Genomic DNA, 22,955 nt, shown 5'->3' with positions numbered 1-22,955 from the left:
TTACTATGATGAAAAACCTATTTTATATTGTCTTTTTAGTGATCTCCTTAAGTTGTGATAAACGTGGTGCAGGACCGTTTTTGGCCACGCCCAAAGCTCCCGAAGCAACTGGGCCGGCCAAATTCCAAAATCCTTTGCTTACTGCTGCACCTGATCCTTGGGTAGCACAACGCGGCGATTTTTATTACTTTTTACAAACTTTGGGCAACCGGATCGAAATTCGAAAAACGGCTAAGATGAGTGAACTGGCAAGTTCAACAAGTCAGGTAGTATTCAATGCACCGTCTACCGGCAGCAACAGCCGCGATGTATGGGCGCCAGAACTCTTTTTTTTGCGTGGCAAATGGTACATCTACTACACCGCCAGTAACGGGCAGGATGTGAATCACCGGATGTTTGTCTTAGAGAATGCCAATGAGGATCCCACGACCAATAGTTGGGTAGATAAAGGACAGCTTATTACGCAGCCTACCGACCAATGGGCTATTGATGGGAGTATCTTTGAGCAGGGCGATGATCTATTTTTTATCTGGTCTGGCCGTCCCGGTGCGCAACAAGGTAACCTAACGCAAAATATTTACATTTCTAAAATGTCGGATCCGTTTACCTTAGTTGGAGAGACCATGATGATCTCTGCGCCTGAGTTAGACTGGGAAAGAAGAGGATTTAGTGTAAATGAAGGCCCGGAAATTTTAAAAAACCCAGCCGGTGAGGTCTTTTTAATTTATAGCGCGAGCTATTGCGGTACAGACGATTATAGTTTGGGCATGCTAAAGCTCACTGCTGCGGCAGATCCCATGAAAAAGGCATCTTGGTCCAAACACCCCAATCCGGTATTTTCGAAAGCACCGACAGCATATGGAGCAGGGCATAATGGTTTTTTCAAATCAAAAGACGGAACTGAAGATTGGATTATCTACCATGCGAATAGCGAATCACATCCAAATAATGATGGCTGTGGTAACGTACGCAGTACCAGGATGCAGAAGTTTACCTGGAATTCAGATGGCACCCCTAATTTCGGTCAGCCAGTAGCGGCCGGTGCTCAGCTGGAGGTTCCAGCTGGAGAGTAATTCGCAAGCTAAATTGCGCCATGGAACAGATAAAAAAAGGAACTACTCAAAGAGTAGTTCCTTTTTTTATCTGCTTTCAACTAAGGTTACCTAACGCATCTATATGGTTTTCTATCCAGTCTATTACCATCCGTAGCACCGGCAAATGGGCCATAGGAATAGGTCGGATTGGTGGTGCCAGTTTGTGTAAGTTCAGACCGTGCACGAGAACTCGTCGTGGCTGCATTTTCTCTTAACCAAAATTCACCTGATGCTGGACTGCTTGGAGATAACAAATGTCCTTGTTGTACCAGCGTGCCAGCAGATTGTGAAAAATACCCTAGATACAATAGTATCAAAGAATTATCTGGATAGGCAGGATTAGCTGCTACAGATGCCGCTTGATCCCATTGCGCCGTAAATCTAGCATTGCCATCTACTACGTTTCTAACCGTTCTGGTTGGTGTACCTAAAGCATTTCTGTTTGCTTCGGTAGGGGTAAACCATACGTTGTTAGGATAGACCAACGTACAAGGGTCTACTGTGCTCGAGTATGCACCTGTAGGCGTTGTAGCCGATTTATTCCAAAATTCCGTTGCCAGTGTTCCAATCGCATAATTGTTGTTTGGTCGGAAACGATATCGATCATTTTGTCCGGTACTGGCATCATATAACATATTTGTTCGCGCCCATCTTACATTATTGATCAGTACAGTAGATTCTATTAATCGCGTGATTACGACATACCTACTTCCGATGACTGGCGTTAATGCTCCGTTTTGAGGTACTAATGTATTCGCAGTGAAAGATCTTGTGCTGTTGTTATCTAAAGTAATATTTAATGCATTTAGTCTTACCCGAAGTGTACCATTAGTAACTGGAGTGGTGCTAACGGTATGGAACACAGCCTTCTTCACCGCATCACCAAAATTAGGGTCCACGACCGTCATATTATTGGCAGTTATCGCAGGCGCATCAACGATGTTTGAAAAGGCTGCCGTTCTGATATTGAGATCACCAATTCTATTGATTTTGGTGAAGGTGTTGTTCACCAAAGCACCAACATCCAAACTCGTGGTATTTTGGATCCGTCCAAATATTCCGCGTGTGTTGAGATCAACCTCTATTCTAGCTGTAAGACGTCGAAATGTTATGGTTAATGAATTATTACCAAACGCTGGCGTAATTTGTCCCGATGCATAAAGTACATCCTGATTCGCTAAATTAGAAGAGGGTATTATTCCCGATGAATTGATGTCTGGTACCGAAGTAGTGTTGATAGATACAGCATACCAATTATAGCTTTTGCCGGCATCTACTTGAAAATCCACTCGTGTACCGGCTGTGGCAACTTGATTTGCTCCTAGCACACCAGAAGTGGTTTCGTACATGAGTATGCGATATTGCGTTTGACTTTGCAATGGGATTGCGGCTCGGCTGTTGCTCGCGCGCCGACTTTCTGTAACATGTAGTGTAGAGTCCAACGCTATGGGCTGTTGCACATCGTTCATTACATCAAATTCATCTAAAGATATTATTTCAAGGTGTTTTTGTGGAGTTGATAAATTAAGACCGCGTGAGCTACCTGAAAAGGCAGCTCTATGTAATATAGCTTGCTCAACCGCAGACGAGGAGATTTCAAAGACCTCTTCCTCTTCAATTCCTGCAATTTGCAAATTGATCGTAGCATCGCCATTCTGCGACTCAACAGTATTCTCCGATTTCGAGCACGATTGGAAGATTAGAAGGCTAATAAAACAAAATGATAGGAGTTTCTTATCCATAAGAACGGTGGCTAATAGTAATTAATAATTGATTAAATATCAAAGTCAGATGTTCTTGTTCCTGCTTCATTCCACTCGTCAACATCGGGAGTATACTGATTATTTTGATTCCCGACAGTTACGTTTGCCGATCCCGCAGCAATACTGTGTTCGTTGTGGATAAATTGAAATTGCAGATGTGGAGAAGCGTAAACCCGTTTAGGCTTGTTCACTTGTTTAATAGCGGTATTCATTTCATTTTGTTATAAGGTAGTTATATTCTATGTCAGCGAAATTATTACTTTTCACGGCAATGTGAATAGGGAAATAGTGATATGTGAACCAATTATTTTAATTTGTAGCACTATCACTACAGAGGGGTTTCGCACGGATAGAATTTCTATTTTTTACTTCAGGTAATCAGTTTGTTAGGGCCGTGTGGTATCCTTAATGTAATTGTCAAAACGACTTTTATGTGTAAGTCAATAATATTTTTCCTTTTTTATTGAAAATAACGTAATTTATTCTGCCGTTTGAAACGATTTTTTATCTTTTCGATCTATTTCATCTAATGAATAGAATGTGTAAATTCGTTCAGCTTTTTTCGCTAATTGAGGGAAGTGTTTTTATGCATAAAAATACCACAAATGAGCAGCAACGTTTGGTTGCGCTTAAATCCTATCAAATCTTAGATACGGCTATTGAAGAGGATTATGAAGAACTGACGGATCTGGCGGCTGCAATTTGCGGAACGCCAATAGCTCTTATTAGCTTGGTAGATAAAGATCGGCAATGGTTTAAATCACATAAAGGAGTAGATATATCGGAGACCGAGAGATCTCATTCATTTTGTGCTCATGCCATACTTAACCCTCATGAATTGATGCAGGTAGAAGATGTAAAGGCAGATCCTCGATTCAGGAATAATTTATTTGTTACAGGAGATCCTCATATTTCATTTTATGCTGGAATGCCTTTGGTCGATGATGAAGGGTTTGCATTAGGATCGCTTTGCGTCATTGACCGCCAGCCCAGAAAACTAACCGAAACGCAGCAACAGGCGCTTAAAACACTTTCTAAACAGGTAGTTAATAAATTACTACTCCGCAAAAAGTTATTGGCTTTGGAAACGGCGAACCAGGAGAACATGCAGGTTAGCTTGAAAAGCAGGGAGGTCGAAAACAATCTTCGTTTGATCATTGAACAGTCGCCTGCAGCCATAGTCGTCTTCCGGGGTATGCACATGATCATTGATGCCATTAACCCTTCGATGCTTACGTTGCTTAATCAGCAGCCCGACATTCAAGGCAAGCCCTTACTGGATGCTATGCCCGAATTGAAAAACCAGCCTGCCTATGATTTACTGAGAAGTGTTTTCGAAACAGGAAAGACGATCTTTCGATACGATACGCCTGTTGTTCTTAATCGTCAGGGTAGATTGGAAACGGGTTATTTCAACTTTACCTTTGCGCCATTGCTCGAAAATGGCGAGGTAACGGGCGTTATTGATATGGCAGTGGAGGTAACCGATCAGGTAAATGCGCGGCTGGCTATTGAAGAAGGCGCCCATCAGATGAAGGAAATGGTGATGAATGCTGCTATGGGTATGTGTATTATTCGTGGCCATGATTTAGTGATTGAGATAGCCAACGAACCCATGCTAAGGATCTGGACGCGAACCGCCGAACAGGTGATTGGGAAAAGGCTTACCGAAGTATTTCCAGAGGTAATCGAGCAGCCGTATCCCGATATGTTACGTAATGTGCTCGATACCGGCGAAACTTTGGCAATCCCTGAACTTACAGCAGATATCGCGGAGACAGATGGTAGAGTTAACAGGATCTATATTGATTTTACCTATAAACCTTTACGCAATTCGGCTGGAGAGCCTGAAGCTATTGTCGCTACAGTAACAGACATCACTGAAACGGTGAAAGCACGTAAATTGTTAGAAAAAAGTCAAAGCCGATTGCAGGATGCAAACGTTGAACTAGGTGCAGTAAATGAAGAATATATTGCGCTGAATGAGGAGTTGATCATGACTAATGAACACCTGCGCCTTGCGGAAGAAAGTTTGATGGATCTCAATAAGCAATTGCTGGAGAAAGAGGAAAGCCTTCGACTCAGTATAGAGGCAGCGCGGATGGGTACCTATAATTTAAACCTCAAAACGGGTATCATCGAGGTCAATAGTTATTGTAGAGAACTTTTTGGTTTTCCAGAAGATATGATTGTAACGGCGCAAGATGGTTTCGGGATGATGGCTGCCGAAGAGGATAGAATCCGGGATGCCATGAATTTAGCAATAGCCAACAACACCTTTTTTGACGAGGAATATCGAATTGTCCGAAATACAGATCAATCCGTCCGTTGGGTACGCTCCGTCGGAAGGTCGTCGGACTCAGCCATAGGAGGGGAGAAGCATTTCTATGGCACTATGGTAGACATAACAGAACGTAAGGCCAGTGATCAGCTTAAGGAAGATTTTATCAGCATCGTTAGTCACGAGATGCGCTCTCCACTGACTGCCTTAAAAGGGTATGTACAAATTCTGGAATGGAAATTGAAAAAGAGTGCCGATCAATTAACTGCTGGTATTGCGGCAAAAGCGGGTCGGCAGGTGGATCGTATGACTACATTGATTACCGGCTTTCTGGATGTAGCTAGAGCAGGCGAGGGGAAAATTTACCTCAACAAAACAATGTTTGATCTCGCTAGTGTATTGAAGATGGCTAAGGAGGAATCACTTGTGAGCAACCATAGCCATCGAATCACTTTCCACCCGGTAGAGCAAATACTCGTCACAGCAGATCGGGATAAGATAGAGCAGGTACTCGTCAATTTTATTAATAATGCGGTAAAATACTCACCTAATGGCAGTACGGTCTCCGTTTCTGGTAACAGAAGAGGTGATCTGGTGCGTATTAGTGTAACGGATGAAGGTATGGGGATTACTCTGGAAGATCAGACGCGCATCTTCGAACGTTTTTACCGGGTACTTGGCTCCAGTACAGAAAATATATCCGGCTTCGGCATAGGTCTGTACTTATGTAAAGAGATCATTGACGGCCACGATGGACGTATCGGTGTAGAAAGTTCACATGGCAAAGGCAGTACATTCTGGTTTGAGCTACCCATCGAAGTACAGCAAGAAGAAATGTAGTAAAAATACAATCGGGATTAGCGCAGGCAGGCAATATTTATCTTCTGAATATGTCAAAAGATGACAGCTGGGAAGAATATCGATATGCTGCTGCGGACATTGTAATTGCTCAATTCCATCATAAAAAGAGACAGCGGCTCTTCAAAATCTTTTGTCGCAACGCGCGCTGTTAAAAAGTCATGCATGGAAAATATATGTCGATCCACATTCCATAAAGCAACAAAGCCCCGCTACAGCGGGGCTTTGTTATGCAGTTGGTTGTTAGCTACCTATCTAAGGACTATTTCATGTCGGATTCCAACTGCTGTACCATCTCTAAATGATGTTTAACAACAGGTTCTGTTTTTGCTGCAAAAGCTTTTAATTCAGCATCCAGATTGTTTTTCGCACCGTCTTCCATCAGGGAATGTGTTTTCTTGTGACCATCTACCATAGCTTTTACATAGGCTTTATCAAACTCAGCGCCTTGTTTTCCTTCAAGATCTTTTTTCACCTTAGCATGTTCCGCATCCAAAGAAGTTGGTAACATGATATTCTTGTTTTCTGCGATGGCCTTCAACTCGTCATTTACTTTGGTATGATCTTTCACCATTTGCGATGCAAAGTCTTTAATTTTTGCATTGCTGCTTTTTTCCGTGGCAAGCTTGCTCAGTTCTACTTCTGCCATGCCACCAATTGCAGCTTTGTTGGTGAAGGTGGTATCGGCAGTAGTTCCCTGCATGCTACCGGGCGATGGCATAGCGTCGCCTGTAATCAGGTTAGTTGAGTCTGCATGATCGGTTGTTTTGTTCGCATTGTTATTACAAGCCTGAAAAAATAAGGCGGCGCTGAATGCTAGCGGATAAATTAAGTTTTTCATGTCTTTTCGTATTTGTTTATCAATAGTATGTTAGGAGCTTGGCGATATATTAAGCCATATAAACAGCTCCTGTGTTGTATAACCTTTCATGTAGCATTTTGTTTTTCAATTAGATAGGTCTTTGTAGTGTTATAGTGCTTGGCATGTTATCTTTAATAGGATACGACATACTCAAAAAAGTCAAGGTTGTCCTGTAGTATGGTTAGATACGATCTGTTTTAGCCAACTTTAACATAAAAGCATGGTATATAAAAAACTGATAAATATGTTTTTGAGGCTATTGCTGAGATGGTTCGATAGGCGCCATACACGTAAGCATTCCGACTTGTATAGTATCTAAAAGACTATGACTACAAGTATAGGATTGGCTAAGTGCAGATAGGGACAAAAACGGGACATTCATCATAAGCTCTACGCTGGATGGGGATAAAGTACTAAGTTTGGGGCCTAAAGGAATAACTTATTCTTCGCAGCTTACGTGTGGCTAGCATAAAGCAGTTGGACAAAGAAAGCTGGAACTAGTAATACATAGGCTTATCGGAATTGCAAATATCTAAAACGGTGCCCGATTACCACCGCCGCTTTGCCTGAAAACGTAATTGAACTAGTACATCATGCTTCAACATCCTGGTACGAAAGACCTTATTTGAATTTAGTGGGTGATAAATAAGTGTTTAAACATTTAAATTATTTTATTGTAATTTTGTCAAATTTTAAAAGTAACTGAAAGATCTCATGTTAACGGCACAATTAATTAAGGATTACCTCGGTACTCACGCGGTTGCGCGTAAGTTGGAAGACAAGCATAGAGAGATGCTTCGAAAGATATTTTTCAGTTTGATTGGCGAGAATGACACAGACTCTTTCTTACGGGTTTCCGAACTGGTGGCTTATTGTAGTCAGGAATTGAAAGATGAGGTATGGCCAGAGCCTGCCATCGCACGAATTGCCAATAAGGCGCTAGCAACACTCTTAGCACAAAGAATTCCTAAAGAGCTCAACGTGCGCTCAGCGATTTAATAGCGACAATAGGAGAGAGCTACCTATATCCTTTCTTAGTAGGCCACAATTTATTTCACATACTTTTGGCTTACTAAATTATCAATAGTAGCTTTTCTGATGAGAACGCTCGAAGAATCTCGGGTAATCTATTATCTGATTACAAACCCAGGTATAGTATCTCTGGCCAGCACATGCCACCAATTACCTGTTCTGGCTAAAACTTTAAGAGACTCTCCGTTGTCCAGTTGCAAGCGGATGGGGTACGACGGGCCCGGGCCTGTGCGTAGCGGCGTACGTTTACTTACTATCGTTTGCTGCCGGATTATATCGTACTTCTGGTCCGCAGGAACTTGTATAATTTTCACAAAATTATACGGATCGACCGCACCGCCACTTCCATATACGCCAAAATGTAGATGGGGTGGTCCGCCTTTAGCATTTCCTGTGTTGCCAACGAATCCCAGGGTGTCGCCAAGGTTTACAGCTTCGCCGCTTGAGACGGCTACACTATCCAAGTGAGCGTAGTAGACGCGAAAGCCGAGTTCGTTCTCTTGCAACCAAACCTGTTTCCCGCCAAGGCGTCCCCTTTCTCCCGCAAAGCCAACCCGACCGTCGGCTACGGCCAGCACGGGTGTGCCACGCGTCGCAAAAATGTCTATACCTTCGTGCCGGCGTGCCCCGCCATCACGATCCGCTCCCCAAAAACTCTGGATAGCTCGGTTGCCCTTGTTACTTACTGGGAAATGATAAGCAGGTTGTGTATAGAGCTTCAAGTTGTACACCGACGAATCATGGAGCAAAGGTTGCAGACTGACCCGCACACTGTCATCTTGATTGGCAGACCAACTAACCATGTTGGAGCCAATACCAAGCTCAGCAAGCAGTTTGTCGGAGTTTGAGGCATCGGGCCGGAAGAACTCCAGCAGAAAGCGAGTGCTGTCGGAAGGCGTCCTCAATTCTGCGACCAATCGTTGCCCCTGTTTTACCGGTACCGTGTAGACTATTGCAGAAGCATTCGCATTGCCAATTTGTAGCGTAGCATGATAGGGGAGTTCCACCTTTAACGGAGCAGCCATTGCGCGTTTGTGCGAAGTCTTCCACAGGTTGAAGATACTATCATCCTTACGGAAGCTGCTTTCGTATTTGCCACGTTCAGTGCGATGCAACAAAGGACGTATCTGCTGACATGCTTGAAGTAAGAAGATAAGTAAGATAAAAACGGAGAAATACCTCATATAAAGCTTACAAACAAACGATATACTACCAAAGTTTTATGCTGTTGATAAAAACCACCAGTAGTATGTAGTTTAACAGGCTAAAGATAATGTGTTCTAAACATTCTTAATAGCGCTGCTATGATCTACAAAAGCCGATAATTATTTGGAGATATCCGCTAAATCTTCATAGATTTTTGGGGTAAAGTTTAACTTAGTTTTAGCATCGGGTAAGATGTGTTCGGGGTCTACTAAAGCGATATCATGCCCATCAGCTCTTAGCCGATCAATTCCGTCAAGCAACATGCGGCGCCCCACCTCATTTACTAAAGAGATATGACTTAAATCAAATATGATCGTATTATCACCATGATCTTCATCTTGCAGTTTACGGAGTAATCGTTCGGCTTCTGAAAACTGCAAAACGCCCTGCAATTTATATACCTTCACATCTTGCTTAACCTCTGTAATGTCTTCGTCATTAACGATAGCGCGCGATGAGGGAATACCTTCCAATAAGTGTAGACCCATATCGCTAGACATTTGTTGCATAATATCGATTCCTCGCACAGAATTACCATATCGATCCAACTTCGGTGCAAATACCGCTAAGCCGACCTGACCGGGCAGTACACCTATAATACCGCCAGATACACCGCTTTTAGCAGGGATGCCTACGGCAGCGAGCCAGTCACCAGCTGCATTATACATTCCGCAGGTGGTCATCACCGTCAGTACCTGACGGACAGTTAAATGACTAAATATGCGTTCTCCTGTTTTAGGCAGAATGCCACCATTGACCAGCACACCAATCATATTCACCAAATCTTTGACGGTAACCTTTATGGAACACTGTTTTACATAACTTTCTACAATTTCGATAGGATCGCTTTCCAGAATATTCAGGTTTCGTAACGAATAGCCAATGGACAAATTTCGAAATGCCGTATCTTTCTCCGACTGGTAAATGGCCATATCAAAAGATAAATCACGTCCGGCCAATTTACTGAAAAACCGAAGAATGGTTTCTGCTCTGTCGGTGCTATCGGTAGTTGGAATTAAAGAGTGTATGGTAATCGCCCCGGAATTAATCATCGGATTTTTTGGCTTTACTTTGTCATCTGTTTGATCCAGTGAGATCTCATTAAACGCCTCGCCAGATGGTTCTACACCCACTTTTTCCAATACAGCTTTGAGCCCTAGCTTTTCAATTACATAAGCATAAGCAAAGGCTTTTGAAATCGACTGAATGCTAAATTCATAATCGTCGTCTCCGGCGCTGTAGACCAAACCATCTAGGGTGGTCAGTGCTACTGCGAGTTTATTCGGATCAGCGGAAGCGAGTTCTGGGATATAATCTGCCAATTCGCCGCCATGTGCAGCTTTACAATTCTGGAGCAGGTCGGCAAGGTATTCTGGAACGGGTGTATTCATCAAAAAAAGTGTTTTATAGTCGATAGGTATAATTAGAGGTCTGTTGGGAAACCATAAGATCTACGCCAAAGAATCTTTCTATACATGCTAATGTAACAGCAATCTCTGACTCTGGTTTGGACAATGCCCAGTAATTAGTTAAATGTCTGACGAAATTCTAGCGGTGATACATTCGTTTTCTTTTTAAAAAGCACGCTAAAGGATTGTGCGTGCTCGAAACCCAAAGAATACGCGATTTCACTGATCGAAAGATCAGTAGTAGATAGTTTTTCTTTCGCTTTTGCTATCAACTTTTCATGGATATGCTGCTGCGTATTCTGCCCAGTGTGTACCCGAAGCAGATCGCTTAGGTAGTTGGGCGAGAGGTTCATCTGCTCCGCCATATAGTGTACGGTGAGCAATGACTTTACGTCAGTCTTAAAGTAGGCGTCGATAACTTGCTCAAATTTGTTCAGTAGCGCTGAATTATTGTTCTTACGCGTCAAAAACTGCCGCTCGTAAAAACGATTGGCATATTTCAATAGGCTTTCGATTTGTGTTAGCATGATTTCTTGGGTATGCTTATCGATATGCTGACATTCCTTATCAATTTTATGCAGGATCATGATCAAATCTCCCTCTTCCTCGGCAGAAAGATGCAATGCTTCATTTACAGCATAATCGAAAAAACCATAATGGTGGATGCTATTTGCCAATGCGTGTTGCAATAGGAAATCTGGGTGAAAGATGAGCAAATAACCGGATCCGCATTCTATATTTTGCAGATCCAGTTGTTGCACTTGATTGGGTGCCGTAAAGCTCAATACCCCTTTATCATAATCGTAATGCTGCTGCCCATACTTGATCTTGCCTTTTACTTCGCGCTTAAGTGCGACGCAATAAAATCGGTTCACAAACCCCTTCCAAACCTCTGCTTCTAAAAAAATACTTTCTGCCAAGTTGATCACGCTTATCAGCGGATGGCGAGGTTCGGGCAATGATAGCAACCGATGAAATTCGGATATGGAGTTAATTGCGTTCATATACAAAATTAATCAATTAAGCCCATACTAAACTCATCATAAGGAGCCCCCGTGTCGGTACCTAACGGCACAATGCTTTCCAGTTTTGAAAGGTCAGATTCGGTTAATACCACGGTAGTGGCTGCGATGTTTTGCTCTACGTACTTTCTGCGTTTCGTTCCTGGAATCGGTACAATACCCTTACTCATTATCCAAGCCAAGGCCAGCTGCGTAGAAGTGATGCTCTTTTCTTTCGCCATGCTTTCTATCGAATGGACTAATTCCAGATTTTTCTGAAACATGTCTCCTTGGAAACGGGGAATTGCTCTGCGGAAATCATTTTCTGGTAAGTCATTGATGCTTTTAATCTGTCCTGATAGAAACCCGCGACCCAGTGGTGAGTAAGCGACAAAGCCAATGCCCAATTCCTGTAGTGTGGCTAATACCCCACGTTCTTCGACTGTTCTTTCGAACAAGGAATACTCGCTTTGTACCGCAGTAATCGGATGTACGGCATGTGCTCGCTTCACGGTTTCTGAAGATACTTCCGAAAGCCCGATATAACCTACTTTGCCTTCTTTTACCAGTTCGGCCATCGCTTCCACGGTTTCCTCGATGGGCGTATTTTTATCTAAGCGGTGTAAGTAATACAGATCAATGAAGTCGGTTTGGAGATTCTTTAAGGATCGCTCTAACGATTTCTTTACATAGTCCTTTTTGCCGTTGATGGCCCAGGTCACCTTATTGCTGTCATCGATTTCCCAGCCAAATTTGGTAGCCAAAATATACTGGTCGCGTTTACCAGCAATTGCCTTCGCAATAAGCTGCTCATTTTTCAATGGACCATATAGGTCGGCGGTATCCAAAAAGTTGCCGCCCAACTCCAACGAGTGATGAATGGTGGCGATCGCTTCCTGCTCGTCAGCAGGACCATACATATGTCCCTCTTCAAATCCTGTCATCCCCATACAGCCCAAGCCGATCATTGGCACAACCAAACCCTGACTGCCCAATTCAATGTGTTTCTTTTCCATGATTCAAAGATCGCGAAGCGAAAGCGCGAGGATGTATGCAAATCCCTGATGCTTGTAATCAAAATAAGAAAATAGCCTATCGCTGTACCTGAAATAGGTAAATAACAAGCGGTTAAAGAGTAAACTCCTTATTTTATCAACACACGACGACCCGTCTTTGCAGAGGTTTTTGCAGCTTCTAAAATTTTCACCACAATGAGGTTGTTTTCTAAACTCGATAAATCCCGTTCTGGCTTAATATTATGGTGCAATAATGCGGAAAGGTAGTTTAGGTGATTACTAGAATGCGTTGGAAGGGGAGTGGCAAGGCTTTCTTTGTAAGGTACTCCTTCTTTCTCTTTTATTCTGAGGGTTGTTGGATTTACGGCTTGTATATAGCCTGTTTGGCCAAATATTTCCATATCCTTAATAGAAAAAGGCCAGTTCCAGGATGCTTCAATGATGCCCGTTGCTTCCGGGTATTCTAAAAGAATGGTAGCATCATCATCCACATGCGGATACACTTCCTTTTTGAGCTGTCTGGTCACCGCTGTGACGGCTATAGGTGCTTTCCCATCCATCAGCCAGGTCATGAGATTCGCACCATAACAACCAAAATCAACAAGCGCACCTCCACCATTTTTTACAGGATCAGTCAGCCAACTTAAAAATTCTTTACTCACGTTGATTTCCTTAGGTCCCTGATGCCCGTCGTGAACAATCATCTTCCTGATCTTCCCAATTTCTTGCTTGTCTTTGATTTTCGTATACGCTTCTTGATTACTCGCATACCAGGTAGTCTCATAGTTGGTCAATACATGAATCTGGTACTTTCTGGCTAGTTCTGCCATACGCTCTGCCTGCTTGACGGTAGTGGCTAGTGGTTTCTCTACCATCACAGATATTCCTAATGGCGCTGCTGCTTCCACGACTGCTAAATGATCATCTATTGCATTATAGGCTAATACGACGTCTGGTTTTCGCATTTTCAAAAGAGACGCTAGATCATGATAGAATAGCGAATCATGGAGCTTGTATCGTTGTTGAAACCGATGAATTAGATCGGTATTGCTTTCTGAGATGCCGATAATGTTTACCTCGCCTTTTTCATACCTGTTCATGATCTCATAAACATGATCATGACTTAAGCCAGCCACAACCACATCCAATTTTTGCTGCGCAATGGCTCGCATCCCAGCAGGGAATAAAATTAAGATGAATGCTATATATAAAGGAATGATAGAGACGTGATTTTGCTTCATATTAGTGACGTTTGATGGCGATTTAATTCTTTGCAGATTAAAAATGTGGTATAATTTGAATTAAAATACACAATTCTATTTGTATGAGAAGATAATAATTGAAAATGCTTGCTCTCATTTCATCATGCTCATTACAGTTGGCAAAGCGCTCGTAGAGCGGTTTACTATCAACAGATAGCCATTCTGGAGTAAAAAAATAGTTTTTTGATCAATAGCCAACTTTAGATGCTACATGAAATAGCAGTAGTGTGAGAAAAATCGAAACCAATAGCCTTTTCTTATTGTTAGTGCTCTATGCAACTTGACCGGGAGATTTCTGAAGCGATTTTATCAGCGACAACCGCCCGCGGTTCGGAGAAAAGTATTTGTCCATCGGAAATTGCGCGCGTATTATACCCAGACGATTGGCGGAAGTATATGAAAGACATCGTGGAAGTGGCCATTGAATTGCAGCATCAAGGCAAGGTGATCATTACCCAAAATGGAGAAGCTGTAGACATAGCGCATATCAAGGGGCCGATCCGTATCAAGAGCAGATGATCTGTCGTTAATAAAGTATAACCATCCTCGCTATGAAAAGTCGTCAGCCCAGCTACTTAAACTTCAACAAAGAGCGCTACCCCTGGAAGGCAGACATTGATTATCGTACAAACCCCCAGCAGTATCGTGTGGGAAAAGGGGAGCAGGGCGTGTTAATTTGTGAACCCTATAAATCGGAGATAGGACAATACTGGAGGTTTAAGACGGAAGCCATTGCTTTGGAAAGCAGTAATAAGATCTTTGATTTATTCCAGAAATATCTAAAAGCCGATGATTTTGTCGGAGCAGATATGGCGCGCAAGTATTTGCAGATGGGATATACGCGTGCACGGCGTTATGCAAATTACAAGGGTGGTAAGAAATACGATGAGAAAGAAGGGTATGCTTTATTAGAACGAGGTACGGGTGATATGGAGAAAGCGGCCGCTGCGGATGTATTCTATGTACGTTGGAAAGAAGCCGAAGGGAATAAAAAATACGCGGACATGAAAAAGCAATGGAAGCATGAAAGGGGTTAAGAAAGCCGATTTACCCCAAAAAAATTGCGCCTCTTGCGGAAGGCCATTTACCTGGCGTAAGAAATGGGAAAAAGTGTGGCATGAAGTTAAATATTGTTCACAAAGATGCAGGCAACAGAAGGTAAAATAATTTATATATTAACACTGCGTTTGGACGCAGTTAGTCAGGCCTATTTTGATGGGCTACGTGATAAGCACTTTCCTAATGAGCGGAATTATCTAAAGGCACACTTAACGTTGTTTCATCAACTTTCGGACGCTTCCTATACCTTCGAAATTTTACGTGGACTTAGACTTGATTCCTTTAAAATGACGGTAACTAATTTGATGTACTTGGGCGCTGGCGTCGCCTATCAGGTGGAATCCGCTGTATTGCAACAGCTACACCGACACCTAAGTGATGTTTTCGCAGATGATCTGATTCCTCAAGATAAGCAATGCTTTAGACCACATATCACCGTACAGAATAAAGTAACACCCCAGGCTTCTAAACAACTGCTTGAGGAATTGAAAGCGGGCTTTTCACCATTTGATATTTCGGCCACCGGTTTGGATCTTTGGATTTACCAAGGTGGCCCCTGGGCCCACCAGGAAAGATTTGATTTTGGTACATAAACCATACGATATCTTCATTTTATAAAGCAGAAGCTATTCAATCCGCATAAAAACCTAGTTGGCAGATTAGATTGAAATACAATTAATTTATTGATTTTTCCTACCTCGGGGTAGTGAAAAATGGTATATTTACTACCAATTATAAACAGTAAGCCCAGTTTCTTTACATCATTTGATGCCCTGAAAGGCACATATTTATAGCGAAGGCGCGTGTAGATAAATCGTTATAGCTATATAAATCTTTAGTATAATCAAACTGGACTTCGATAAATTAATGGCACAAAAGTGTCGCTACCTATAAACGCTAAAAGATGAAACGCAGCAATTTTTTGCAAGCCCTAGGTATTGGGGCTTTATCGACCACATTACTTGGGCAAAATGCCTTGAGTGAACCACTATTTGACAGTGCAATTGTTCAGGCTGATGAGGATCTATCTCATCATACCATTCAGGAAATCCGATTTTCGAGTGTGCGGTTGCAATACCCAAGGCTTGTCGGTAAAAATGCCCGATTGGATTTACATGGCTATGGTCCGCGAGTCGATATTTGCAGGATAGATACCAAGCAAGGAGCCATGGGCTGGGGCTCATTACGCGGAAGTCAACGCGATGCAGAAAAACTTCGCGCTCAAGTGGTAGGAAAGAAGGTTTCAGAACTGTTTACGGTTGCAGCAGGTATTAAAGATCCTAATCATATTGCATTTGATATCGCTATGCATGATCTCGCGGGGGTGATTCTGAATAAACCAGTATATGCACTTTTAGGACAGCCTGAACCTATCATTACGGATTGTTACAGCGGGATGATTTACTTCGACGATTTAGAACCTACACATCAGCCTGGTGGCATTGACAAGATTTTGGAAGAATGTCGCTACGATTACGATCTAGGTTATCGACAGTTCAAATTGAAGATCGGTCGCGGCCACCGTTGGATGCCTTTCAAACAAGGGCTGGCACGCGATATAGAAATAACCAAGCAAGTGGCCAGCGCATTTCCGGATTGCGGTATACTAGTGGATGGAAATAATGGGTTTTCAGTTGATGAATTTATTCAATATTTGGATGGCATTGCGGGCGTCAAATTATTTTGGATTGAAGAGCCTTTTCATGAAACTATTCCTCAATATGAAAAACTGAGGAATTACCTAAATAGTCAAGGTCTTACGCCTTTACTCGCCGATGGAGAAGCTGATGCAGATCAACAATTTCTGCAGAAATTAATCGATAAAAAATTGCTCGATGTACATTTGACCGATATTGAAGAGCTAGGATTTACGAATTGGCGAAAGCTAATAACTGAATTAAAGAAGACAAATACACACTCTTCACCACATGCCTGGGGTTCGCTATTAAAATCGTATTATACGGCACATCTTGCAGGTGGCTTGGGCAATGTAATCACCATCGAAGGTGTATCCAGCACATCAGAAGATGTGGATCTTTCAGGTTATCAATTGAAGGATGGAAAACTCATTCCGCCGGCTTTGCCGGGCTTCGGTATGCGATTATTAAAAGAGGTATAGTATTTTTTTGGATGAGCCGCCTTCGTGGCTCATCCAATGATGTTTCTTCAATGCTTGTTTAGAACAGGCTTATTAACCGCGTGACCTCATCAGAGTTTGTTTAGAAAACCCAAATATGGGCTCCCACTGTTTCCAATCTGTTCCTCTGTATTGGTCAACTCAATGATTAACAAGACGGCTAATGCTATTTTCTTTCGACCAACCTTGTACCAGTCTGTACTGTCGTAAGCCTAATTACGGGTCAGTTTCGGAACGAGATAATTTAGGTGAAAAAGTCGATAGCAGGCTACCGTCGACCTTCTTACGATATCATGGAAATCATTACTTCTTATCATGCCGATACTTCTGGTATCGACTATCTTTTATAACGCCTTTCCAGTTAAGTCCAAATCCAAAATCATATAGATTTTCTGCACTGTCTTGATAGGGTTCCATATCGAAAGGCACGTCTTCCAATTGCTGTTCAACAGTATCCATATTTTTTGGCATCTGTATGGGCAATAGCCCTGACGGCTCGTATTTCCCGGAAATAATATCCAACACAGCACGATTACTTACATTGAAATTAACCAATATACTATTGGATAAATCTTCAAATTCACTGAATATCATCGGTTTGGAAGTAACTACAGCCACGATAACAGGTTTGTCTCCCATAGCTCGTCGGGTGTTTTCAATTGTTTGCAAATCCGTCCAGTTCGATGCCGTTTGAAATTTATGTTGATAGCTTCGATTGGTCACTTCGGGCGCAATAAGGGGATCGCCCGCTGCGATGCTTTGTTCGCGAGCTTTCGTGGCCGTATAACCTCTATATTGAAGCGATATGGGAACATAGCCAGTACCGCCACGTTGTACATCCAGATTACTATAACCACCTTCGGGACTAGCAGGACTGGAAATGAAAACAATGGAAAAGTCGGCCTCGGTAGGATTATTGGTTACGTGGTAGTATTCACGCACTACATCTAGATCTACTGGGTAATCCAGACGGGATTCTTTATAGACGCCCCACCAATCAAAAGATCCCGATTGGTAGCTTTTAGGAATATATACTGTTTGCTTATCGCGTATTGGCAAGGTATTATTTTGGTTTTTTAGCATGACAATAGATTTGATTTGCGCTTCATACCCTTCTTTTACAAGTTCTGCAGCCCCTACAAGAGACTTCGTTTTTTCCGGATCAACATATGGATTTTCGAACAGCCCCGTTCTAACGATGTTTTTTAAGAGACGTACGGCTGATTTTTCGAATCGCTCCCGCATCTGTTTCTCCCCATAATCTTTGATACCAAGTTGATAGGCCTCTAGAATAGGCGCACTATCTTGATTACCACCAAACTGGTCAACGCCAGCTTGGATCGCCATATAGTGTCTTTGCGTTATAGTAAGTTGTTCTACACCCCAGGGCTTTCCTGCAAAACTACTCGGTGTCCGTCCTTCATCCGCAGTAACACCCCAATCGGTACATACGACACCATCATAGCCATATGTGTCTCTTAGAAGATCGTTAATGATGTATTTGCTAAACGCATTGCCTACGTTTTCGCCATATACAGAATCCTGACCATAGCTTATCGTATAGTAAGGCATAATGGCCGAGGCTTGCTCTGTTCCTCCCGCTAGTTTTAATGCGCCTTCTGTAAAAGGCTTAAGGTGTGCTTGAAAATTCTTCCCTGGAAATATGGCGAACTTTCCCATAGCCCAGTGTGCATCGCGGCCAGCCTCTTCTGCGCCACCTCCCGGCCAGTGTTTGACCATGGCGTTAACACTTTTTATGCCCCAGCCGGGCGCATTTCCATGCGTTTCTGTTGAGGTTTGGAAACCATCTATGTAGGCTCGTCCCATGTCGGTGGTTAGCTCCGGACTTTCACTGAACGCATAGGCTGCACGATACCATCGCGGTTCCGTCGCCAGATCTATCTGTGGTGACAGTGCTGTTGTAATGCCGAGTGCGCGGTATTCTATGGAGGCTACCTCTCCAAATCGCTTAACGATGTTTGGATCGAAGGTAGCGCCGAGCGCCAAGCCATCAGGCCATATGGATATATTACCGCCAGCCCCTTCGTTAAATTCCGCATTTGCGCTGGCGGCGTGTCGAGGATCGGAACTATTATTCGCCGGAATACCTAGCGGAAGAGATTCCACATAGGCTTGTAGAGTATTGGTCCATCTAGCGGCGATTTCCGGAGTTTGTACTTTGGTAATCAACACATGTCGAAGATGATCTTCTCGCAAAAATTTTTGCTGTTGGTCGGTTAGTTCGGCTGGATCTGCACCACTCTCGGCAAAACTCTTTCCGCCATAGGTAGATGGGACGAATCCAAGTGTTGACGGGATGGCTTGATGAGGACTGTACAACATTAATCCAGCAATCTGGGCGACGCTCATTTGCGAGGCTAAATCCCGTGCACGCTCCTCTGCTGGAAGCCGCCAGTCTTCGTAAATATCCAGCTTTCCATTCCGGTTTAAATCTTTGAACGATAATCCATCTACCTGTAATAGCTTAACGCCAGATGATGTGCTATATCCTAACACAGGTCCTTGCTGATTTTTGATATAGACGATGTCTTGCGCCCAGCTGTCGTGGCATAGTGAAGCGAGTGTCAGCGCGGTAATTAGGCATGTATTCTTCATATTCATTTGTGTTATCACATATTAGGTGTTAAAAATTGTACGATATTTTTGATTGAACGGTAAAGGGCATCATGTAAGAACCAGTCAGCAACCTTCCATAATAAAGCGTAGCGTCAGTGATAAGTTCTGCGCCATTGATAATTCCACTTGGTCCTCTTTGGTTAAAGAAGTTCACGACGTTCACGCCGATATTTAATCTCTTGTTTACGGTGTAGTTTACTCCACCAAACGTTTCCCATCGCGGAGCAAAATAGAGTACGTTAGTTAAGTTTGCGTATTGATCGCTGAAATAGCGAAAACTCGCCCACAGTTTCCATTTTTTGATGGTATAGGCGGGGTCTATTTCCATCAATACCTTCGAGACTCCCATAACATTATTGTTCGTGTAGTCATAGCTGGTATCGAAAGCATCGAAGGTAAAATTCTTGTAAATCGGGTTTTGCAGTGTGATAAGATAATGAAGGGAGAATCCTTCGAATGGCTTAAATAACAAATCTGTCGTCCAACCCAACGTTTCAATATCGTAAAATACGGTGCTAGCTTGTACGTCGGTCTGATCGGTTGGGTTTACCAAATTAAGGCGTGCCAGATAATCGTTGCGTCGCAGAAACGTTGTCTGTGATAGTAGCTGCAAGAAATTGTTGTTATAAAATACACCTAGTGCACCTAAAGGGCTTCTAATTTTGTTTGTGCGAGGATGTTCTGCGAGCGAGAATGCCTCTAATGTTCTGTTTTCTTCGTTGTATTGGAAGTCAAATGTTAAGCCCACATTGCTGGTAAGATTATATACCACATTCGCACTTCCTCCATACTGGAGCCAGTTTTCCCGAATATCCTGAAAATTGGAATTGGCCAAAGTAAATCCCGTTCGTCTAGGTGTCGTGGCATAATCACCCCAAATACGGTGATTTCGAATAATTACGCCATAAAGTATCTTCAACTTATCATTTACCTGCCATTCATCATTCGCATACAGAGAGAGTTTATTTTCTATCCCGTTGTGATATTCTGAGCCGACATCGTAATTGTAGAAGCCATATGTATCCGTTTCCGGACCAATAAGTCGTTGGGGCTGTGGTTCTATACTTTGATTGAAAAATGAGCGATTGGAAACGTAGTTGTTTATATGATAATACTGTTGGAGTATGCCTATATCCAGATCATGATTGTCTATTTTTTTACTGATCGAAAATCTACCTTGTGCAGAAAGAATGGGGGTAGTAGGGGTATGTAGCGCCAATTGTCGACTGATATTGCCTTCATAAGGATCGTTGGTCGCCGCAATCTGATATCCGTCGGCAGCCGTACTTACAAAGGTGCCTACTGGGAAAATAGTCGTTCGAGCTACGCGGGAACTATGTAGTCGCGCGGAGAACTTAAAATTCCAGTCGTTATTCAAGAGATAATTTCCAACCACATCTATGTTATTGGCGCGAGAGGTAGCGTTGTTACCAGTGATGCTTTCCCATTCTGTAACCCCAGTCCGGATATCATGTAATCTGATCATGCCATCACGCACAAAATAGGAGTCCCTGCCGATTCTGAAATTTTCTAATTCGGTAACTCTTCCTCCTGGTTCGTACACGAATGGCGCAAAATTAGTCAGTGTATAGGAGTTAGAATATTTATATAATAAAGATATCTGACCTCTATCATTGTTGAATCGCTTCGTTAGGCCAGCACGTATAATCTGCGTATCATCTACATTGCGTGCAAAACCCAGCCTATATGTGCTGGGGTCATAGTTTAGCATAGCCCCCAAGGTATACGACCACCCAGGTAGGATGGTAGGGCCGGAAATATTGACATCTCCCTGTAACCAACCAAAATGGCTCGTTGAAAATGTCGATTTCAGCTGAAATTTTTCGGTGCCAGTTTGAGAATAAGAATTAACTGCGAAGCCGAGATCACCCATAGTCATGGATAGCTGATTCATACGCAATAGGCCGGTTTTGCTTAGTCCATTGCCTGGTCTCCAAGTTGATGAGGGCAGTTCTGGCCAAAAGAAATACACCACAGGCAAGTCATTTTCCAGAATTGTAATTCCTCCCACAGAAGTGGGCAAGCCAATGTTTACATCACGTGGACTCGTGTTATTGGCCGCATTTAATAATACATTACGGTTATTATCTTCTTTGCTGATGGTGGCGCTTTGTATTATACGCTTGGTCAACAAGGAATCTCGCATAGTAGTGGTGTCCGATTGTGCTGACGCTAATAACACACACATAAAAAGACATGAAAAACAAATTAACTTACTGGGGAATAGAATCATTAACAAAAAATAAAATAAAGGTTTTAACTACTTTCACTTATTTGCAATGATATAGAAATACTAATGCGTTTTGTGAAAACATTAATTACTCGTGGTTTATAAATAGAAATTATTGCTACTTAAAATCAATTATATTGCAATTAAATTATTTTAACAAACATTAGTTATTAATTTATTTAATTGTATTGTAAATAATACACTATCCCATACGCATCGTGCGCTATTTTTAGCGTTGATTCCGATAATAGATCGTCCGTTTTGAGCAGGTTTGTCTGGAAATGGTGGGTGTAAAACAGAGCATGTAAAACGACCGTAAAAATTGACGGCTGAATGGAATAATGATATTTACTTGCAGAACATTTCTCGGGTATTTTCTGCGGAGTTTGCGTATTGGCAATCGTATATACGCGTGTGGTTTAATGGATATCAGCTATTTAGTTTTTAAAAAATTAATCCACTCCATCTGTATTGGCATACACAACATTCTTATAGACAGTCACTAGATCATTATAGGAGGCGGCGAAATATTCTTGTGTAAATATTAATCCAATGATGTTTTCTTTGGGGTCTACCCAGTAGTGCGTGTTAAATGCACCTCCCCGAGAAAAGGTGCCTAATTCAGGCCATAGGTGAAAGCGGTATTGGGCTCGTGCAATAGGGGTTGTTTAGCGAGTAGCTCTATTATTTGCGTCGGTGTGCCCTTATTACCGATACCCGTAACTATTCCTGCCTTTTCATAGATTGCCCGCATTCTACTATCATTCGATATTATTGGATAGCTTAAGCCCGATGAGTGGCGTAATAAATCTCGAATAGTTGTCACTTGGCAAAAGGAAAACTTCGCTTCGGCGAATTAAAAAAGCGAATTCCTAATATTACAGAACGCATGCTCACGCTACAACTTCGGAAAATGGAAGAGAACAAGCTCATCATCCGTACCGTATATGCGGAAGTGCCGCCACGTGTGGAATACGAATTAACGGAAAGTGCCATTCAGCTTATTCCGATATTGGAACAGCTGGAAGATTGGGGGATAAAGCATAAGCAAATTATCTCTATCTAACCCTTTCACGTCGCTTAACAA

20 protein-coding genes are annotated in these 22,955 nt (G+C 42.5%); 9 read left to right on the top strand and 11 right to left on the bottom strand.

All coding sequences use genetic code 11. The features are described from left to right. Positions 1-5: 5 nt before the first annotated feature. Entirely contained in the window at positions 6-1,073 is a 1,068-nt protein-coding gene (locus M8998_RS04105) for a glycoside hydrolase family 43 protein (RefSeq protein ID WP_249990856.1), read from the top strand. A gap of 86 nt (positions 1,074-1,159) precedes the next feature. Here the strand turns inward: M8998_RS04105 and M8998_RS04100 are convergent, their stop codons facing one another. Then, positions 1,160-2,836 carry a hypothetical protein gene (locus tag M8998_RS04100; RefSeq protein WP_249990854.1) on the bottom strand — a complete coding sequence of 559 codons (1,677 nt, stop codon included), beginning with the start codon at positions 2,834-2,836 and terminating at the stop codon, positions 1,160-1,162. A 32-nt stretch (positions 2,837-2,868) separates the two neighbouring features. Further along, complete coding sequence (locus M8998_RS04095) at positions 2,869-3,069, bottom strand: hypothetical protein (RefSeq protein WP_249990852.1); 201 nt, start codon at positions 3,067-3,069, stop codon at positions 2,869-2,871. 374 nt (positions 3,070-3,443) lie between these two features. On the opposite strand from M8998_RS04095, the gene M8998_RS04090 reads away from it, so the two are divergent. Further along, positions 3,444-5,978 (top strand): ATP-binding protein, encoded by a 2,535-nt coding sequence (locus M8998_RS04090; RefSeq protein WP_249990850.1) that lies wholly within the window; start codon positions 3,444-3,446, stop codon positions 5,976-5,978. A gap of 280 nt (positions 5,979-6,258) precedes the next feature. Here the strand turns inward: M8998_RS04090 and M8998_RS04085 are convergent, their stop codons facing one another. Continuing rightward, the gene (locus M8998_RS04085) at positions 6,259-6,837 is read right to left on the bottom strand and encodes a DUF4142 domain-containing protein (protein ID WP_249990848.1); all 579 of its coding nucleotides are present in this window, start codon (positions 6,835-6,837) and stop codon (positions 6,259-6,261) included. Positions 6,838-7,572: 735 nt separating this feature from the next. Here M8998_RS04085 and M8998_RS04080 point away from each other — a divergent pair. Next, a complete protein-coding gene (locus tag M8998_RS04080; RefSeq protein ID WP_249990846.1) occupies positions 7,573-7,857 on the top strand; it encodes a hypothetical protein in 285 nt (94 codons plus the stop codon). A gap of 131 nt (positions 7,858-7,988) precedes the next feature. On the opposite strand, the gene M8998_RS04075 is transcribed toward M8998_RS04080, so the two are convergent. The 5 genes from M8998_RS04075 to M8998_RS04055 all read right to left on the bottom strand — a co-directional run bounded on the left by M8998_RS04075 (position 7,989) and on the right by M8998_RS04055 (position 13,763). Beyond that, the gene (locus M8998_RS04075; protein ID WP_249990844.1) at positions 7,989-9,074 is read right to left on the bottom strand and encodes a M23 family metallopeptidase; all 1,086 of its coding nucleotides are present in this window, start codon (positions 9,072-9,074) and stop codon (positions 7,989-7,991) included. Between the two features lie 141 nt (positions 9,075-9,215). Continuing rightward, entirely contained in the window at positions 9,216-10,487 is a 1,272-nt protein-coding gene (locus tag M8998_RS04070; protein ID WP_249990842.1) for a glutaminase, read from the bottom strand. Between the two features lie 134 nt (positions 10,488-10,621). Beyond that, positions 10,622-11,509, bottom strand: coding sequence for a helix-turn-helix domain-containing protein (locus M8998_RS04065; protein ID WP_249990841.1), 888 nt, complete (start codon positions 11,507-11,509; stop codon positions 10,622-10,624). Positions 11,510-11,517: 8 nt separating this feature from the next. Next, positions 11,518-12,522, bottom strand: coding sequence for an aldo/keto reductase (locus M8998_RS04060; protein ID WP_249990839.1), 1,005 nt, complete (start codon positions 12,520-12,522; stop codon positions 11,518-11,520). A 128-nt stretch (positions 12,523-12,650) separates the two neighbouring features. Then, positions 12,651-13,763 carry a Gfo/Idh/MocA family protein gene (locus M8998_RS04055; RefSeq protein ID WP_249990837.1) on the bottom strand — a complete coding sequence of 371 codons (1,113 nt, stop codon included), beginning with the start codon at positions 13,761-13,763 and terminating at the stop codon, positions 12,651-12,653. A 294-nt stretch (positions 13,764-14,057) separates the two neighbouring features. Between M8998_RS04055 and M8998_RS04050 the strand changes: the two genes are divergently transcribed. The 5 genes from M8998_RS04050 to M8998_RS04030 all read left to right on the top strand — a co-directional run bounded on the left by M8998_RS04050 (position 14,058) and on the right by M8998_RS04030 (position 16,962). Then, the gene (locus M8998_RS04050; protein WP_249990836.1) at positions 14,058-14,303 is read left to right on the top strand and encodes a DUF3253 domain-containing protein; all 246 of its coding nucleotides are present in this window, start codon (positions 14,058-14,060) and stop codon (positions 14,301-14,303) included. A 32-nt stretch (positions 14,304-14,335) separates the two neighbouring features. Further along, entirely contained in the window at positions 14,336-14,821 is a 486-nt protein-coding gene (locus M8998_RS04045; protein WP_249990834.1) for a DUF4385 domain-containing protein, read from the top strand. Beyond that, on the top strand, positions 14,808-14,951 hold the full coding sequence (locus M8998_RS04040) for a DUF2256 domain-containing protein (protein ID WP_249990832.1): 144 nt from the start codon (positions 14,808-14,810) through the stop codon (positions 14,949-14,951). The genes M8998_RS04045 and M8998_RS04040 overlap by 14 nt, the downstream gene beginning before the upstream one ends. Further along, positions 14,927-15,436 (top strand): 2'-5' RNA ligase family protein, encoded by a 510-nt coding sequence (locus M8998_RS04035; protein WP_249990831.1) that lies wholly within the window; start codon positions 14,927-14,929, stop codon positions 15,434-15,436. Before M8998_RS04040 ends, M8998_RS04035 begins: the two co-directional genes overlap by 25 nt. A gap of 311 nt (positions 15,437-15,747) precedes the next feature. Beyond that, a complete protein-coding gene (locus tag M8998_RS04030; protein WP_249990829.1) occupies positions 15,748-16,962 on the top strand; it encodes an enolase C-terminal domain-like protein in 1,215 nt (404 codons plus the stop codon). 321 nt (positions 16,963-17,283) lie between these two features. Here the strand turns inward: M8998_RS04030 and M8998_RS04025 are convergent, their stop codons facing one another. From M8998_RS04025 to M8998_RS04015, 3 genes are all read right to left on the bottom strand, one after another. Next, a complete protein-coding gene (locus M8998_RS04025; protein ID WP_249990827.1) occupies positions 17,284-19,596 on the bottom strand; it encodes a glycoside hydrolase family 3 protein in 2,313 nt (770 codons plus the stop codon). A gap of 28 nt (positions 19,597-19,624) precedes the next feature. Beyond that, complete coding sequence (locus tag M8998_RS04020) at positions 19,625-21,826, bottom strand: TonB-dependent receptor (RefSeq protein ID WP_249990825.1); 2,202 nt, start codon at positions 21,824-21,826, stop codon at positions 19,625-19,627. Between the two features lie 658 nt (positions 21,827-22,484). Next, positions 22,485-22,694, bottom strand: a complete 210-nt coding sequence (locus M8998_RS04015) for a serine hydrolase (protein ID WP_249990823.1) — start codon at positions 22,692-22,694, stop codon at positions 22,485-22,487. Between M8998_RS04015 and M8998_RS04010 the strand changes: the two genes are divergently transcribed. Then, positions 22,695-22,934 carry a winged helix-turn-helix transcriptional regulator gene (locus M8998_RS04010; protein WP_349665646.1) on the top strand — a complete coding sequence of 80 codons (240 nt, stop codon included), beginning with the start codon at positions 22,695-22,697 and terminating at the stop codon, positions 22,932-22,934. It begins immediately after the preceding gene. Positions 22,935-22,955 lie beyond the last annotated feature (21 nt).

The organism is Sphingobacterium sp. lm-10 (genome assembly GCF_023554555.1).
Taxonomy (GTDB): Bacteria; Bacteroidota; Bacteroidia; order Sphingobacteriales; family Sphingobacteriaceae; genus Sphingobacterium.
Note: the sequence above shows the minus strand (reverse complement) of the source record. Positions and strands in the feature narration are given on the sequence as shown.

Excerpts from the sequence above, each read along its gene's own strand:
- M8998_RS04045 (WP_249990834.1), top strand. The coding sequence starts at position 14,336 with ATGAAAAGTCGTCAGCCCAGCTACTTAAACTTCAACAAAGAGCGCTAC.
- M8998_RS04100 (WP_249990854.1), bottom strand. The coding sequence starts at position 2,836 with ATGGATAAGAAACTCCTATCATTTTGTTTTATTAGCCTTCTAATCTTC.
- M8998_RS04075 (WP_249990844.1), bottom strand. The coding sequence starts at position 9,074 with ATGAGGTATTTCTCCGTTTTTATCTTACTTATCTTCTTACTTCAAGCA.
- M8998_RS04095 (WP_249990852.1), bottom strand. The coding sequence starts at position 3,069 with ATGAATACCGCTATTAAACAAGTGAACAAGCCTAAACGGGTTTACGCT.
- M8998_RS04105 (WP_249990856.1), top strand. The coding sequence starts at position 6 with ATGATGAAAAACCTATTTTATATTGTCTTTTTAGTGATCTCCTTAAGT.
- M8998_RS04080 (WP_249990846.1), top strand. The coding sequence starts at position 7,573 with ATGTTAACGGCACAATTAATTAAGGATTACCTCGGTACTCACGCGGTT.
- M8998_RS04070 (WP_249990842.1), bottom strand. The coding sequence starts at position 10,487 with ATGAATACACCCGTTCCAGAATACCTTGCCGACCTGCTCCAGAATTGT.
- M8998_RS04085 (WP_249990848.1), bottom strand. The coding sequence starts at position 6,837 with ATGAAAAACTTAATTTATCCGCTAGCATTCAGCGCCGCCTTATTTTTT.
- M8998_RS04030 (WP_249990829.1), top strand. The coding sequence starts at position 15,748 with ATGAAACGCAGCAATTTTTTGCAAGCCCTAGGTATTGGGGCTTTATCG.
- M8998_RS04060 (WP_249990839.1), bottom strand. The coding sequence starts at position 12,522 with ATGGAAAAGAAACACATTGAATTGGGCAGTCAGGGTTTGGTTGTGCCA.
- M8998_RS04090 (WP_249990850.1), top strand. The coding sequence starts at position 3,444 with ATGCATAAAAATACCACAAATGAGCAGCAACGTTTGGTTGCGCTTAAA.
- M8998_RS04035 (WP_249990831.1), top strand. The coding sequence starts at position 14,927 with ATGCAGGCAACAGAAGGTAAAATAATTTATATATTAACACTGCGTTTG.
- M8998_RS04055 (WP_249990837.1), bottom strand. The coding sequence starts at position 13,763 with ATGAAGCAAAATCACGTCTCTATCATTCCTTTATATATAGCATTCATC.
- M8998_RS04040 (WP_249990832.1), top strand. The coding sequence starts at position 14,808 with ATGAAAGGGGTTAAGAAAGCCGATTTACCCCAAAAAAATTGCGCCTCT.
- M8998_RS04025 (WP_249990827.1), bottom strand. The coding sequence starts at position 19,596 with ATGAAGAATACATGCCTAATTACCGCGCTGACACTCGCTTCACTATGC.
- M8998_RS04050 (WP_249990836.1), top strand. The coding sequence starts at position 14,058 with ATGCAACTTGACCGGGAGATTTCTGAAGCGATTTTATCAGCGACAACC.
- M8998_RS04020 (WP_249990825.1), bottom strand. The coding sequence starts at position 21,826 with ATGTGTGTGTTATTAGCGTCAGCACAATCGGACACCACTACTATGCGA.
- M8998_RS04065 (WP_249990841.1), bottom strand. The coding sequence starts at position 11,509 with ATGAACGCAATTAACTCCATATCCGAATTTCATCGGTTGCTATCATTG.